This window comes from Sphingomonas sp. LR60, from assembly GCF_036855935.1.
GTDB lineage: Bacteria > Pseudomonadota > Alphaproteobacteria > Sphingomonadales > Sphingomonadaceae > Sphingomonas.
This window is the reverse complement of record NZ_JASPFK010000001.1, coordinates 1,400,546-1,414,302: the sequence shown is the minus strand read 5'-3', so window position 1 is coordinate 1,414,302 and position 13,757 is coordinate 1,400,546. Positions and strand designations below refer to the sequence as shown.

Here is a 13,757-nt window from a genome sequence, read left to right as displayed (position 1 = left end):
ATCCGCCCGTCCGACGCTGCTCGCCTGTCACCATCGACCTCGCCACCATTACCCGTTGCGACGTCGTTCGCGAAATCAGTGCCCGGTGTAAACCCGGTTGCTGTCGCCAGGGCTCGGAACGCGTTCGTAGAAGCCGCGCGCGCGGACGCTCGGGCGGAGCCGTTCCGACTGGCCGATCACCGTCTCGCCCGCGCCGAGCAACAGCAAACCATCGGGCTTCAGCGCGCCTGCCAGCCGCGCCAGCACCTGCTCGCGTTGATGGGGCGCGAAATAGAACAACAGGTTACGACAGAGGATCAGGTCGAACTCACCGGCCGGCGGCATATCGACGATCAGATTGTGGCGGCGGAAATGGATCGCGCCCAGCAACGCGGCCGACGCGCGCCAATGGTTTTCGGCCGCAGGTTCGAACCATTTGACCATCCGCCGCACCGGCAACCCGCGCTGGATCTCGAATTGCGAGTAAGTGCCTTCGCGCGCCCGCGCGATCGCCGCAGCGGAAACGTCGGTGGCGACAATCTCCGGCATCGCGCCGCCCGCTTCGGCAAACAGCATCGCCAGCGACAATGGCTCCTGCCCCGTCGCGCAGGCGGCGCACCACACACGGAGCGGCACCCGTCCGGCGACCGCCTCCGCCGCCCCCTCGATGATGCCGGCGTCGCGGAAGAAAGAGGTCTCCTGGTTGAGCAGCGCGTCGACGATCCGGTCCGCCAATTGCTTGTCTTTGCCCTCGATGAGCCGTGCGGCGAGTTGGTCGACGCGGTCGAGCGCATGGGCCTGCAGCAGCGGCCCCAGTGACGCTTCGAAGCGCCAGCTGCGGCCGTTGGCGATCCGCTGCCCGGTGCGCGCTTCCAGCAGCGCCGCGAACACGCGCGCCGAGCCGGGGTCGATCTCCGCCATCAGCCGCGCGCACCGGTGCGGCGCGCCGCGATCATCGTGCCGATCTCCTGCGGCGCGAGCACCGCGTCGGCGAGCCCTGCCTCCGCCACGGCGCCCGGCATACCCCAGACGACCGACGACTCACGATCCTGCACCACGATCGTCCCGCCAGCGGCACGCACCGCGCGCGCACCTTCGAGCCCGTCGCGCCCCATACCGGTCAGCACGATCGCCAGCAGGCGCGGGCCATAGGTTTGCGCGAGACTGGTGAGCATCGGATCGACCGACGGCAGGTTCCCGGTCGGGCTCGGCGTTTGCGACAGGCGCGTGGCGATATGTCCATCGGGCTGCATAGTGGCCAGCAGATGCGCGTCGCCCGGCGCGATCAGCACCTCGCCGCCGACCACGCGTCGCCGCTCGTGCGCGATCGATGACGGTCGCTTGGCGAACACGCCGACCTGCGCGGCGTAATAGGGCGAGAAGGACGGCGGGAGATGCTGCGTGACGAAGATAGGCTGCGTGATCGTCGCAGGCACCTGCTCCAGCAACGACGCGAGCGCGTGGATGCCACCCGTCGATGCGCCGATCGCGATCGCATCGAACGGCGGCGGCGTCATGATCGTCGCACGGCGTGGGAGCGGGCGATTGACGCCGTGAGCAGCGAGCAGATCCAGCCGCGCCAGCAACGTCTCGCCGAACCGACCGGCGAAGGCGCCGATGCTGGGCTTCACCAACGTGTCGGCGGCGCCGAGCGCCAGCGCGCGCATCGTCACCGCTGCCCCCTCGGCGGCCGAACTCGATACCACCAGCACGCGCGCGCCCGCGCCGGCCTTCAGCAGCTCGGGCAGTGCCTCGATCCCGCTCTGATGCGGCATGATGAGGTCGAGCAGGATGAAATCGACTGGTTCGGTACGCAGGAAAGCGAGCGCGCGCTGCGCGTCCGGCAGCGCCGCGGCGAGATCGAACCGACCACTGCCGCTGATGAAGCGCGACAGTGCGGCGCGTGCGACCGCCGAATCGTCGACGATCAGCACACGCGGCACACGCCGGGCCGAGCCGGCCGAGTCGCTACGCGGGATCATGACGGGTTCCGGCACCTGCCCGGTCTAGTTCAGGCGACGCCGACGATCTGGAGCTTGCTGTGCAACGTCTCCCGGTCGAACGGCTTCATCACATATTCGTCGGCACCCGCCTCGATCGCGGCGCGGATGTGCGCCATGCCGTTCTCGGTGGTGCAGAACACCACCTTCGGACGATGCGGCATCGGCTCCTCGCCGAGCGCGCGCAGGAATTCCATGCCGCTCATGACCGGCATGTTCCAGTCGAGCAGGATCACGTCGGGGCACGACTGCCGGCATTGCGTCAGCGCCTCGCGACCGTCGCCCGCCTCCGAAACGGAAAAGTCGAGCGCCTCCAGAATGTGACGCGCCACCTTGCGGATCACCTTCGAATCATCGACGATCAGGCAGGTCTTCATGTCTTTTCCGATAGTTCTGGTGCTGACCGATCTTGGCCGCGCCGCAGTAAGGATGGAGTTAACGAAGGCGCTCAGCTCAGCGCACTGGCGCGCGCGACCAGCCGGTCGATGTCGACCGCCATCAGCGTTTCGCCATCGCCCTCCGCAACGCCGGTGACGAAGTCCCATTCGCCCGCCGCGCCCTGTGCGATCGGCGCGGGCGCGAGCGTGAAGGTTGCGACATCCTCCAGCGCGTCGACGGCGATGGCGTAGAGATGCCCGTCGACCAGCGTCGCGACCGCGCGGCCGCCCTTGCCGTCGCGCTCCATCGGCGTACCGCCGAACAGCGCGCGCACGTCGATCACCGTCGCGACGCGACTGCGCATCGCCGCTAGCCCGACCACTGCGGGAGCAGCGCCCGGTGCGGGAACGGTGCTGTGGACCTCCACCACCGAATCGACGCGTTCGGCATCGAACAGCAACCCGCGGTCACCAACCCGCGCGACCAGATGCAGGGCCTCGTTCATGCGGCATATCCCTTCAGTGCGGCGATCAACGCGGCGCGATCAAACCGATAGAGCGGTTTGCCGCGCTCGCGGCTAAGGCGCAGCGCCGGCACCGGTGGCGCGTCGGCGTCATCCTCCATCGTCAGCGCCAGCGTCACCGGCGTGCCCGGCGGTGCGCGACGGACGACACGATATCCCGCCTGCTCGATCGCCGGTTTCAGGAACGCCTCCATCCAGCCGCTCTCGGCACCGTGGAGCAGGCACAGCGGGCGCTCGGCGATCGCAGGCGCGTCGTCGAACAAGGCGAGCGGATCGACCAGTTCGATCGGCTCTCCGTCGATCACCGCCAGTCCTGCGATCACACCATGCGGGTTGGCCGCCGGTGCGATCTCCTGTGGCAACGGCACGATCTCGATCGGATCGGCGATCGGATAGGCGAGTTCCTGATCGTCGAGCTGGAGGCGCAGCACCTTCCGCACCTCGCCCGCGACGGCGCCGGTTCCGGCCCAGACTGGGATCGAACGGTCACCGATCGTCAGCCATAGACCACCAGCCAGCGCGCGCACGGCGCCAGGCGCGACGCCCTCGATCCGGTCGACCGCGTCGGACACGATCATCCGGCGCACGCCGTCGATGTCGTCGAACAGCAAGGCGCGGACCGGCTCGACCATCTCGGCCTCCGCCACCGCGGCATCGGGGCGCTCGAACGCCAGCGCCGCGCGCGCCGCAATCGCGGAGCAATCCAGCAGCAGGATCGGCGCCCCGTCGTCGGGCAACATCTGGCCGGCATAGATGCCAGCGCACATCACCGCCGGGGCGGCAGGCTTGACCACCAATTCCTGCGTATCGCGGACGCCATCGAGCGCCAGCGCGAATCGCCCTTCGCGCAACGACACGATCGCGAGGAAGCCGGGCGCCGCCTGAGTCTCGTCCTGTCCCAGCAGCGTCGGCAGCGACACCATCGGCAGGCGTTGCCCGCGCAGCAGCACCACCGCTCCGGCCGCGATACGGTCGACCCGCACCGCGCCGCCGTCCACCGCCACGATCTCGTCGACCGATTGGCGCGGGATCGCGAAGCGCGTGCCCGCGGCATCGACCAGCACCGCGTTGAGGATCGCGAGCGTCAACGGCACTTCCAGCGCGATCGTCAGCCCCTGCCCCGGTCGACTCGTCAGCGAGATGCGTCCGCCGGCCTGTTCGACATTGGCCTTCACCACGTCCATTCCGACGCCGCGTCCGGACAGCGCGGTCACTTCGTCGCGCGACGACAGGCCGGGCTCGAAGATCAGCTTCAGCCGCCCTTCCTCGTCCAGGGCGGCGAGTTCGGCGGCGCGCTCCGGTTGTTCGCGCAACGCCTTGGCGAGCAATCGCTCGCTGTCGATCCCGCGTCCGTCGTCGACGATCTCGATGATGATGAGGTTGCCGGCCTGTCGCGCGACGATCCGCAATTGCCCGGCGGCGGGCTTGCCCGCACGCATCCGTCCGGCGCGATCCTCGATCCCGTGATCGACCGCGTTGCGGACCAGATGCACGAGCGGATCGCGCAGCAGCTCGATCATCTCGCGGTCCAGCTCGACGTCGCCGCCCTCGATCGTCAGCACCACCGATTTGTCGAGCGCCGCCGCCGAATCGCGCGCCAATCGCGGAAGTGCCGAAAACAGCGATTCGACGCGCTGCATCCGCGTCCGCGTCACCGTGTCGCGCAATTCGTCGACCGAGATGCTCAGCCGCTCCAGCATCGATTCGAGCCGCGGATCGTCGATCATCCGCAGGTGGCGCGCCAGCTGGTTGCGGGCCAGCACCATATCCGACACGCCGCTCATCATCCGGTCGAGAAGGTCGACCGACAGGCGGACCGAACGCTTCGGCGCGGCGCGTGTCGCAGACGGGACCGCAGGCGCATCCGCCAGTTCGGCCAGCGTGCCCGTCTCGCCCGCAATCGCGCCGTCCAGCGCCGCGATCAGCATCGCCTCGCCGGCCTCGGACAGCGCCTCGCCGGCATCGATCGCCTCGACGATCTCGCCGATCCGGTCGATGATCGCGAGGATCACCGTCACCAGGGCCTGATCCGGCGCACGCTCGCCCGCGCGCACCGCCGCGAGCGCGTCCTCGGCGGCGTGGCTCAGCCGCGCCAGCCGCGGCAGGTCGAGGAAGCCGCAGCTGCCCTTTATCGTGTGGACGAACCGAAAAATCGCATCCAGCCGCGAGCGATCGCCGGGGTCGGCCTCCCAACCCACGATCTCGCCCGAGATCGCCTCGAGCGTCTCGCGCGTCTCGGCAATGAATTCCTGCAGCAGATCGTCCATGCGGTCCCATTGCCCAAGTCAGGCAGACGGCATCGCACGACAGGCGTTAAAAGGGTCTTTACCGCGCCACCGTTGAACTTAGCGGTGCGGCAGCGCCGCGCCGAACAGCAGCGCGCCATCCACCGGCTCGCTGACCACCACCGATCCCCCGGCCTCGCGCACCAGTTCGTGGATGAGGAACGCCGCCGCGGCGCGCGGCGCAACCGCGGCATCGTCCGCCGGCCCGTCGGTCAGCGTGGCGCGCAGATCGGGGTCGAGCACGATCCGCGGACCTTCGGCGCGCAACACAATCTCGGTCGCCTCGGGGCTTTCCTCGGTGCCGATCGTCACCGTACCGCCGCGCACCAGGGTATCGCCCGCGATCAGCGCGAGGTTGAGCAGCACCTTGACCGCCCCCTTCGGCAGTTCTTCGGCCTCGACCATCCATTGCAGGTTCAGCCGCTTGTTGTCGCCCAGCAGCGCCTCGACCGCCTGCCGCGCCTCGCGCACGTCGACCCGCTCCCCGAATCCGCCCGCGGCGCCGAACGCCAGCCGAAAGAACTTCAACTTGTTCGCCGACGTGCGCGCGCTTTCGTTCAGCAGATCGAGGCACCGCGCGCGCATTTCGGGATCGGTCTCGTCGTTCAGCAGCTCCAGCCCGTTGTTGAGCGCGCCGACCGGCGACAGCAGATCGTGGCAAAGCCGCGAACAAAGGAGCGAGGCAAAATCGACCGGGCTGATGGACATCGGGGAGGTTACCTCGGCGAAACAGGATTAACGCCTTGTGGCGAGTCGCCCGGATCGGCGCAACCGGTTACGTCCAGCCGCAGCGGATCGAACCGCCCGTGCACCGCGCCATCCGCCACCGCGCGCCACGCCGTCACCACCTCGCCCGCGACGATCAGCCAGATGCTCTCGTCCGGTGCCGCATCCGCCGCGTCGCGCGGCGAGGGCCGGGCGACGGCGGAGGGATGCGAATGATAATGACCGATCACCTGCTCGCCCCCGCCGCGTGCCGCGCGATGGGCGGCGATCAATGCTCCCGGGTCGATCTCGAACCGAACTCCCGGATCGGCGGCGACATTCGTGCATGGCACCAGCCGCGCGACGTCGCTCCCGGAACCGAGCAACAAGCCGCAAATCTCGTCATCCGTTTCGGCGGCCCGCGCGCACAGTTCGTTTCGCTGAGCGATTGTAATCCTGACCATCATCGCCATTTAGCAAAGCAATGGACCGGGGGGTCATCATTCTCGAAGCGACGATCGCACCGGCAGCGGATGGCTGGCGGGTGGACCGTGCGCTCGCCGATGCGGTGCCGACGCTGTCGCGCGAACGGCTGAAGGTGCTCATCAACGCCGGGCAGGTCACGCAGGGTGACACCGCGATGCGCGATCCGTCGCGCAAGGCGCGCGGCGGCGAACGGTTCGCGGTCGCGGTCCCCGCCCCCACGCCGGCGCATAACGAGGCGCAGGCCATCCCGCTCGTCGTCGCATATGAGGACGAGCATCTGATCGTGATCGACAAGCCGGCCGGGCTGGTCGTCCACCCCGCTGCGGGAAACCTCGACGGGACGTTGGTCAACGCACTCCTTCACCATTGCCACGGCTCGCTCTCGGGGATCGGCGGAGTCGCGCGGCCGGGGATCGTCCACCGGATCGACAAGGACACCTCCGGCCTGATGGTCGCCGCCAAGACCGACCGCACGCATGAGGGTCTTGCCAAGCAATTCGCCGCACACAGCATCGACCGGCGCTACCGCGCGATCGTCGGCGGGCGTCCGATGCCGGCGGCCAGCTCGGTCGATGCTCCGCTCGCGCGCTCGCCCGATAATCGCAAGAAGGTCGCGATCGTGCAGGGCGGCAAGCGCGCGGTGACGCATTACAGCACGCTGGAGCTACTGCGTGATGCGACCCTGGTGGAGTGCCGGCTTGAAACCGGGCGCACGCATCAGGTGCGCGTCCATATGGCGTCGATCGGCCACGCCTTGCTGGGCGATCCGGTTTATGGTAGAACAAAACATGCTCACAAGCAGGTGCTGGACACGCTGAATTTCCGGCGACAGGCGCTTCACGCCGCGCATCTTGGCTTCGTGCATCCGATCACCGGCGAAACGCTGGGTTTCGACAGCGCGATGCCGCCGGACATGCAGGAACTGTTCAGTCAGCTTATCGTATAGAAGCGGAACGCGGGTCGACGTTGCCACCGGGCACGTCGCGCGTATTCCGCAAGGAAGGGAGACTTAGGATCATGGCAACCCGCAGCAACGTCCCCGCGACGATTCCTGCGCTCGGCGGGGAGCAGAGCCTCAATCGCTACCTGTCGGAGATCAAGAAGTTTCCGATCCTCGCGCCCGAGCAGGAATATATGCTCGCCAAGCGCTTTCAGGAGCACGGCGACACCGATGCCGCGGCGCAGCTTGTCACCAGCCACCTGCGGCTCGTCGCGAAGATCGCGATGGGTTATCGCGGCTATGGCCTGCCGGTCAGCGAGCTGATCTCCGAGGGCAATATCGGCCTGATGCAGGGCGTCAAGAAGTTCGAGCCCGATCGCGGCTTCCGTCTCGCCACCTATGCGATGTGGTGGATTCGCGCGTCGATCCAGGAGTTCATCCTGCGTTCGTGGAGCCTCGTGAAGATGGGCACCACCGCGGCGCAGAAGAAGTTGTTCTTCAACCTTCGCCGCATGAAGGCACGCCTCGACGCGTTCGAGGACGGCGACCTGACGCCGGAGAACGTCCAGAAGATCGCCACCGATCTCGGCGTGACCGAGGCGGACGTGGTCAGCATGAACCGCCGCATGGCGATGGGCGGCGACACGTCGCTCAACGTTTCGATGCGCGAGGACGGCGAGGGCCAGTGGCAGGACTGGTTGCAGGACGATGCGCCGTTGCAGGACAGCGTCGTCGCCGATCAGCAGGAAGCGGACGTCCGCCACGACATGCTGATGAACGCGATGGACGACCTCAACGATCGCGAGAAGCACATCCTGACCGAGCGGCGGCTGACCGACGATCCCAAGACGCTGGAGGAACTCAGCCAGGTCTATGGCGTCTCGCGTGAGCGCGTGCGCCAGATCGAGGTGCGCGCGTTCGAGAAGCTCCAGCGCGCGATGATGCGGCTGGCGGGCGACAAGCGACTGCTCACCGCCTGATGCACGGCACGACACCGGGAAGGGGTTGAGCGACCCCGCCCGGTGCCGGTACGACGTGCGGCATGTTCACCGCGCTGCGCTTGCTCATCAAGATCGTCCTCGGCTTCGTCGTGCTGTCGCTCGTCTGGGTGGGCGTGTACGCGATCGTCCCCGTCCCCTTCACGATGACGATGATGGGCGACCTCGTCGGCGGTCACTCGGTCACCAAGGATTGGACGCCGCTGTCGCGGATCGATCCCGACATGCCGCGCGCGGCGATCGCCGGTGAGGACGCACGCTTCTGCAGCCATCACGGCTTCGACTGGCGCGCGATCGCCGGTGCAGCGGCGCACAATGCCGAGGGTCAGCGGATCCGCGGCGGCTCGACGATCAGCCAGCAGACCGCCAAGAACGCCTTCCTCTTCCAGGGCGGCGGCTATCTCCGCAAGGCGTTGGAGGCATGGTTCACGCTGCTGATCGAGACGATCTGGGGCAAGAAGCGGATCATGGAAGTCTACCTCAACATCGCCGAGACCGGGATCGGCACCTACGGCGCAGAGGCGGCGGCGCAGCGTTACTTCCACCATAGCGCCGCGACGCTCAGCCCGGTCGAGGCTGCACGGATCGCCGCGGTCCTGCCGCTCCCGAAGAAGCGCGAGGCGGTCGCCCCGACCGGCTTCGTCCGCCGCCGCGGCAACCAGATCGCGCGCTACGTCGGCGCGGTCCGCCGCACCGGGCTGGATAGCTGCCTTCGCTGACCATCACCGCGCAGTTGCTCCGGACTCGGGGACCGGCCTCTTCCTTTCCGGGAAGATCGGCGCAACACCAACCCCGCTCGTGCTGAGCTTGTCGAAGCACGTGCCCCGTCGCACGCCCTTCGACAGGCTCAGGGCGAACGGGGATGGTACGGTCCGACCTTATTTCACCCGATCGCAATCACCCGATCCCCCAGCCGCTCCGCCTCGCGCACATCATGCGTCACCATCAGGATCGGCACCGCCCGCGCATCGCGAATACGCTCGATCGCCAGCATCGCCTCCTCGCGCCGCACCGGATCGAGCGACGACAGCGGTTCATCCAGCAACAGGAACGCCGGCTCGCTGAGCAACGCCCGCCCGATCGCCACCCGCCGCGCCTCGCCCCCGACAACGTCCTTGGCCAGCGCCGCAACAACGGCGCGATGTCGAGCGTCGCCGCCACCTCCGCCAGCCGCGAAGCATCGCGCGCGCCGTACAGCAAATTCGCCTGCACGCGCCGATGCGGAAACAGGCGCGCGTCCTGAAACACGTAGCCGACATCCCGCTGCTCCGGCGGCACATCGACCCCGGCATCGGCATCGAACAACGTCCGCCCGGCAACCCGCACATGCCCGCGCATCGGCCGCAGCAGCCCGGCGATCATGTCGAGCAGGCTGGTCTTCCCCGCCCCCGACGCGCCAACCAGCACCGTAAGCCCGTCGCCCGCCACGAAGCGTGCGCCGACGATCGCCTCGCCCCGCTGCACCTCGACATCGACGTCAAAGGACATGCACGCCCCGCCCCGCGCGGCGCACCAGCGCCTCCGACACGATCAACGCGACCAGCGACAGCCCGACCGACACTGCCGCCAGTCGCCACACTTCCGCCTCGCCCCCCGGCCGCTGAAGCGCGGCATAGATGGCGAGCGGCAACGTCTGCGTCTCGCCGGGCACGTTCGAGACGAAGGTGATCGTCGCCCCGAACTCGCCGATCGCGCGGGCCAGCCCTAGCACCAGCGCCGCCGCAATCCCGGGGGCGGCAAGCGGTAGCGTCACCGTCGCATAGGCGCGCCAACGCGTCGCACCCAACGTCCGCGCCGCCTGCTCCAGCCGCCGGTCGACCGCCTCGATCGACAGCCGCATCGCGCGCACCATCAGCGGCAGCGCCATCACCCCCGCGATCGCCGCGCCGGTCCAGCGGAACAGCACGCTGATCCCGAAGCCGGCCTCCAGCACGCGTCCGATCGGCCCGGCGGGAGCGAAGGCCAGCAACAGGAGCCAACCCGTCACCACCGGCGGCACCACGAGCGGCAGATGCACCAGCCCGTCGAGCAGCACCTTGCCCGGAAACCGCCACCGCGCCAGCACCCACGCGAGTACGAAGGCGATCGGCAGCGCCCCCAGCGTCGCGGTGCCGCCGACCAGCAGGGTCAGGCGAACGATCGGCAGCAATTCGCTCAACGCGTCGAAAAGCCACGCCGCGCGAGGATCGCCTGCCCGGCGCGCGACAGCAGGAAGCGGCGGAAGCCTTCCGCCTCCGGGCTCGTCCCGGCGGTCAACCGCGCGATCGGGTAGACAATCGGCGCATGGCTGCGCGGCGGGAACACCCCCGCGACCTGCACGCCGGTCGCGGCGCGCGCGTCGGTGGCATAGACGATGCCATAGGGTGCCGCCCCACGCTCGACGAGCGCCAAGGCCGCGCGGACATTTTCCGCCCGCACGACGCGCGGCGCCACCGCCTCCCACGCACCGAGCCGCGTCAGCGCCTCGCGACCGTATTTCCCCGCGGGAACGCTGTCCGGGTCGGCCATCGCCAGCGGCGCACCGCCCAGCAGCTTGCCGAGCGCCGCCCCCTTGGTCGCGACGACCCGCGGCAGCCCCGGCCGCGACACCACCACCAACTGATTGCGCACCAGCACCGCGCGGCTCCCCGCCACGATCAGTCCGCGTTTCGCGACATCGTCCATCCAGTCGCTGTCGGCGGAAATGAACAGATCGGCGCGCCCGCCCGCCGCGATCTGCCGCGCGAGCGCCGACGACGCCGCGAACGACAATCGCGGCCGCTCATGCCCCGCTTTCGCCCATGTGTCGGCGGCGTCGGTCAACGCCTCCTGCATACTCGCCGCCGCCAGCACGAGCGGCGCGCGCTCCTGCGCTGCCGCCGGCAAGGCCAAGGTGACAAGGGCGAGCAGCGAAAGCAGAAAGCGCATGACGATGCTCATGGCACCGCCCCCCGCGAAGACAATTGCGCCGCCCTCGATCGCCCCCTCAATCGTCGATATCGAACAGGTGCTTGTACTGCCGCGGTTGCGAGCGGAGATACTGGTCGGGCGCCTTCACCCGCGCGCCAAGTTCGGCGGCGGCGTGCCACGGCCAGCGGGGATCGTAGAGGATCGTCCGCGCCAGCGCGATCATATCCGCGTCGCCGGTCGCGACGATCGCCTCGGCCTGTTCCGGCTCGGTGATCAGCCCGACCGCGACGACCGGGATCGATACCGCCTGCTTCACGGCGCGTGCCAGCGGCACCTGGTAGCTCGGGCCGACCGGGATCTGCTGACGCGGATCGAGCCCCCGCTCGACACATGGATCGCCGCGCACCCGCGATCCGCCAGCGCCTTGGCGAACACGACGGTCTGCTCGGCATCCCAGCCGCCTTCGACCCAGTCGCTGCCCGACACACGCACTGTCACCGGTCGCTCCGCCGGGAAGGCCGAACGCACCGCATCATAGACTTCCAGCGGAAAGCGCATCCGGTTCTCCAGCGACCCGCCATATTCATCGTCTCGACGATTGGAGAGCGGCGATAGGAATTGGTGGAGCAGATAGCCGTGCGCGGCATGGATCTGGATCAGGTCGAGCCCAAGCCGTGCCGACCGCTTCGCCGACGCGGCGAACGCATCGCGGATGCGCGCCAGACCCTTGCGATCGAGCGCTACGGGTGCCGGGTTCTTGGGATCGTAAGGCAATGCCGACGGTGCGACCGTCTCCCAGCCATGCGGATCGCTGGCCGGGATCTGGCGCTCGCCCTTCCACGGCAGGTCGGTCGACGCCTTGCGCCCGGCGTGCGCCAACTGGATCGCGATCGGCATGTCCGAATGACGGCGCACCGATTCGAGCACGCGCGCCATCGCCGCCTCGGTCGCATCGTCCCACAACCCGACATCACCGTAGCTGATCTCGCCCGACCGGCTCGACCGCGGTCGCCTCGATCGTCAGCACGCCCGCGCCCGACAGCGCCAGATGACCGAGATGGATCGTGTGCCAATCGGTCATGCCGCCGTCGACCGCCGAATATTGGCACATCGGTGCAATGACGATGCGGTTGGCGAGCGACAGGCCGCCGATCTCGATTGGCTGGAATAACCGGGGTCCGCTCATCGGAAACACGCTCCTGAAGGTGAGCGGCTCCTACGCATCAGCGGGAAGATCGTGCCGCACAAATGCGGCGGAGATAAATGGTCGGGGAAAGAGGATTCGAACCTCCGGCCCCTGCCTCCCGAAGGCAGTGCTCTACCAGGCTGAGCTATTCCCCGACCAGGGTGCCGGTCGGATGTACCGTCGACAGGGCGCGGCTTATATCAGCGGAAATTTGCAGCGCAAGCGGGGAATCGTAGCTGTTTTTACATACCCGCACGGCTAGGTTCCACGGCGATGTCGCTTGCTGAATGGACCGCTACCATCCTCGGGATCGCCTGTGTCGCTTTGGCGGCTAGACGGAGCATCTGGACCTTCCCGACCGCGATCGTCTCGGTCGCGTTGCTCGGGCTCGTCGTGTTTCGCGCACGGCTCTATTCGGACGCCTTGCTCCAGCTCTTCTTCGCCGCGGCGAACCTGTACGGCTGGATCAACTGGCGACGCGCGGAGGCGCGCAGCGGCGACGTCCCTGTCCGCACGCTCGACACCCGCGCCCGCACCCTGTGGCTGGGCGGCATCATCCTGTGCTGGCTCGCATGGGGCAGCGCGATGCACCGGTGGACCGATGCCGCGCTGCCGTGGTGGGATGCCGGGATTGCGGCGGCCAGTGTCGCCGCACAGCTGCTCATGGCGAAGCGCGCGCTCGAAAATTGGTGGCTGTGGATCGCAGTCGACGTCGCATCGGTGCCGCTCTATCTGGCAAAGGGATTATATGCCTTTGCCGGGCTCTACCTCTTCTATCTCGCGCTCGCTTTATGGGGGTTGATCGACTGGCGGCGCGCAGCCGGTGCGGATTGGCGGACGGTGCCGGCATGAGCGTGCGCACCGTATGCCTGCATGGGCCGGAGAGCACCGGCAAGTCGACCGTCGCCCCGCGGCTGGCGCAGCAGTTCGATTCGGTCAGCGTCGCCGAATTCGGCCGAACCTATTGCGAAACCTATGGCATCGATCTGACGATGGCTGATCTCGTCATGATCGCGCGGACGCAGGATGCCAAGGCACGCACCGCCCGGGAAAGCGGCGCGCGGCCGGTGATCCTCGATACCGATCCGTTGATGAGCGCGGTGTGGGCGGACATGATGTTCGGGCGGCGCGATCCGTGGTTCGATCGGTGGGACGCCACCGCAGACCTCTATTTGCTGTTCGACATCGACCTGCCGTGGGTAGAGGACGGCACCCGCATGTTCGGCACGCAGCGCGCACGCGAACGCTTCTTCGACCTGTCGCGGCGCGAGCTGGAGCGTCGCAACGTACCATGGGTGCTGATCCAGGGCGAAGGCTCGCGGCGTTACCTCAACGCGGTGGCGGCGATCCGCGCCGCGATGTGAGCGGCCCCGGCGGCGGCGCATTTC

At 68.3% G+C, this 13,757-nt stretch carries 15 protein-coding genes, 1 tRNA gene and 2 pseudogenes; 5 read left to right on the top strand and 13 right to left on the bottom strand.

Going from position 1 to position 13,757, the window contains the following annotated elements; all coding sequences use genetic code 11:
- Positions 1 to 75 precede the first annotated feature (75 nt).
- From QP166_RS06435 to QP166_RS06405, 7 genes are all read right to left on the bottom strand, one after another.
- Positions 76 to 900, bottom strand: a complete 825-nt coding sequence (locus QP166_RS06435; protein ID WP_333915171.1) for a CheR family methyltransferase — start codon at positions 898 to 900, stop codon at positions 76 to 78.
- Positions 900 to 1,961 (bottom strand): chemotaxis protein CheB, encoded by a 1,062-nt coding sequence (locus QP166_RS06430; RefSeq protein WP_333915170.1) that lies wholly within the window; start codon positions 1,959 to 1,961, stop codon positions 900 to 902. Before QP166_RS06430 ends, QP166_RS06435 begins: the two co-directional genes overlap by 1 nt.
- A gap of 29 nt (positions 1,962 to 1,990) precedes the next feature.
- The gene (locus QP166_RS06425; protein WP_333915169.1) at positions 1,991 to 2,356 is read right to left on the bottom strand and encodes a response regulator; all 366 of its coding nucleotides are present in this window, start codon (positions 2,354 to 2,356) and stop codon (positions 1,991 to 1,993) included.
- Between the two features lie 71 nt (positions 2,357 to 2,427).
- Entirely contained in the window at positions 2,428 to 2,862 is a 435-nt protein-coding gene (locus QP166_RS06420) for a chemotaxis protein CheW (RefSeq protein WP_333915168.1), read from the bottom strand.
- The gene (locus QP166_RS06415) at positions 2,859 to 5,147 is read right to left on the bottom strand and encodes a chemotaxis protein CheA (RefSeq protein ID WP_333915167.1); all 2,289 of its coding nucleotides are present in this window, start codon (positions 5,145 to 5,147) and stop codon (positions 2,859 to 2,861) included. Before QP166_RS06415 ends, QP166_RS06420 begins: the two co-directional genes overlap by 4 nt.
- Before the next feature lie 78 nt (positions 5,148 to 5,225).
- Positions 5,226 to 5,873: a histidine phosphotransferase family protein gene (locus tag QP166_RS06410; RefSeq protein WP_333915166.1), complete on the bottom strand. Its 648-nt coding sequence runs from the start codon at positions 5,871 to 5,873 to the stop codon at positions 5,226 to 5,228.
- A gap of 8 nt (positions 5,874 to 5,881) precedes the next feature.
- Complete coding sequence (locus tag QP166_RS06405; protein ID WP_333915165.1) at positions 5,882 to 6,334, bottom strand: M67 family metallopeptidase; 453 nt, start codon at positions 6,332 to 6,334, stop codon at positions 5,882 to 5,884.
- Positions 6,335 to 6,354: 20 nt separating this feature from the next.
- On the opposite strand from QP166_RS06405, the gene QP166_RS06400 reads away from it, so the two are divergent.
- From QP166_RS06400 to mtgA, 3 genes are all read left to right on the top strand, one after another.
- Positions 6,355 to 7,302, top strand: coding sequence for an RluA family pseudouridine synthase (locus QP166_RS06400; RefSeq protein WP_333915164.1), 948 nt, complete (start codon positions 6,355 to 6,357; stop codon positions 7,300 to 7,302).
- A 71-nt stretch (positions 7,303 to 7,373) separates the two neighbouring features.
- Entirely contained in the window at positions 7,374 to 8,276 is a 903-nt protein-coding gene (gene rpoH / locus QP166_RS06395; protein ID WP_028966128.1) for an RNA polymerase sigma factor RpoH, read from the top strand.
- Between the two features lie 62 nt (positions 8,277 to 8,338).
- Positions 8,339 to 9,013: a monofunctional biosynthetic peptidoglycan transglycosylase gene (mtgA, locus tag QP166_RS06390; RefSeq protein WP_333915163.1), complete on the top strand. Its 675-nt coding sequence runs from the start codon at positions 8,339 to 8,341 to the stop codon at positions 9,011 to 9,013.
- Between the two features lie 164 nt (positions 9,014 to 9,177).
- Here mtgA and QP166_RS06385 read toward each other — a convergent pair.
- From QP166_RS06385 to QP166_RS06360, 6 genes and pseudogenes are all read right to left on the bottom strand, one after another.
- Positions 9,178 to 9,656: pseudogene (locus QP166_RS06385) on the bottom strand (ATP-binding cassette domain-containing protein).
- 115 nt (positions 9,657 to 9,771) lie between these two features.
- Positions 9,772 to 10,452: a molybdate ABC transporter permease subunit gene (gene modB, locus QP166_RS06380; protein ID WP_333915162.1), complete on the bottom strand. Its 681-nt coding sequence runs from the start codon at positions 10,450 to 10,452 to the stop codon at positions 9,772 to 9,774.
- On the bottom strand, positions 10,449 to 11,213 hold the full coding sequence (gene modA / locus QP166_RS06375) for a molybdate ABC transporter substrate-binding protein (protein WP_333915161.1): 765 nt from the start codon (positions 11,211 to 11,213) through the stop codon (positions 10,449 to 10,451). Before modA ends, modB begins: the two co-directional genes overlap by 4 nt.
- A gap of 46 nt (positions 11,214 to 11,259) precedes the next feature.
- Positions 11,260 to 12,119 (bottom strand): annotated as a pseudogene (locus QP166_RS06370) (oxidoreductase).
- A 34-nt stretch (positions 12,120 to 12,153) separates the two neighbouring features.
- Positions 12,154 to 12,369: an oxidoreductase gene (locus tag QP166_RS06365; protein ID WP_333915160.1), complete on the bottom strand. Its 216-nt coding sequence runs from the start codon at positions 12,367 to 12,369 to the stop codon at positions 12,154 to 12,156.
- 78 nt (positions 12,370 to 12,447) lie between these two features.
- Positions 12,448 to 12,524, bottom strand: a tRNA-Pro gene (locus tag QP166_RS06360).
- 118 nt (positions 12,525 to 12,642) lie between these two features.
- On the opposite strand from QP166_RS06360, the gene pnuC reads away from it, so the two are divergent.
- Both pnuC and QP166_RS06350 read left to right on the top strand, forming a co-directional pair.
- Positions 12,643 to 13,221: a nicotinamide riboside transporter PnuC gene (pnuC, locus tag QP166_RS06355; RefSeq protein ID WP_333915159.1), complete on the top strand. Its 579-nt coding sequence runs from the start codon at positions 12,643 to 12,645 to the stop codon at positions 13,219 to 13,221.
- Positions 13,218 to 13,733: an AAA family ATPase gene (locus QP166_RS06350; protein ID WP_333915158.1), complete on the top strand. Its 516-nt coding sequence runs from the start codon at positions 13,218 to 13,220 to the stop codon at positions 13,731 to 13,733. Before pnuC ends, QP166_RS06350 begins: the two co-directional genes overlap by 4 nt.
- The last annotated feature ends 24 nt before the right edge of the window (positions 13,734 to 13,757 follow it).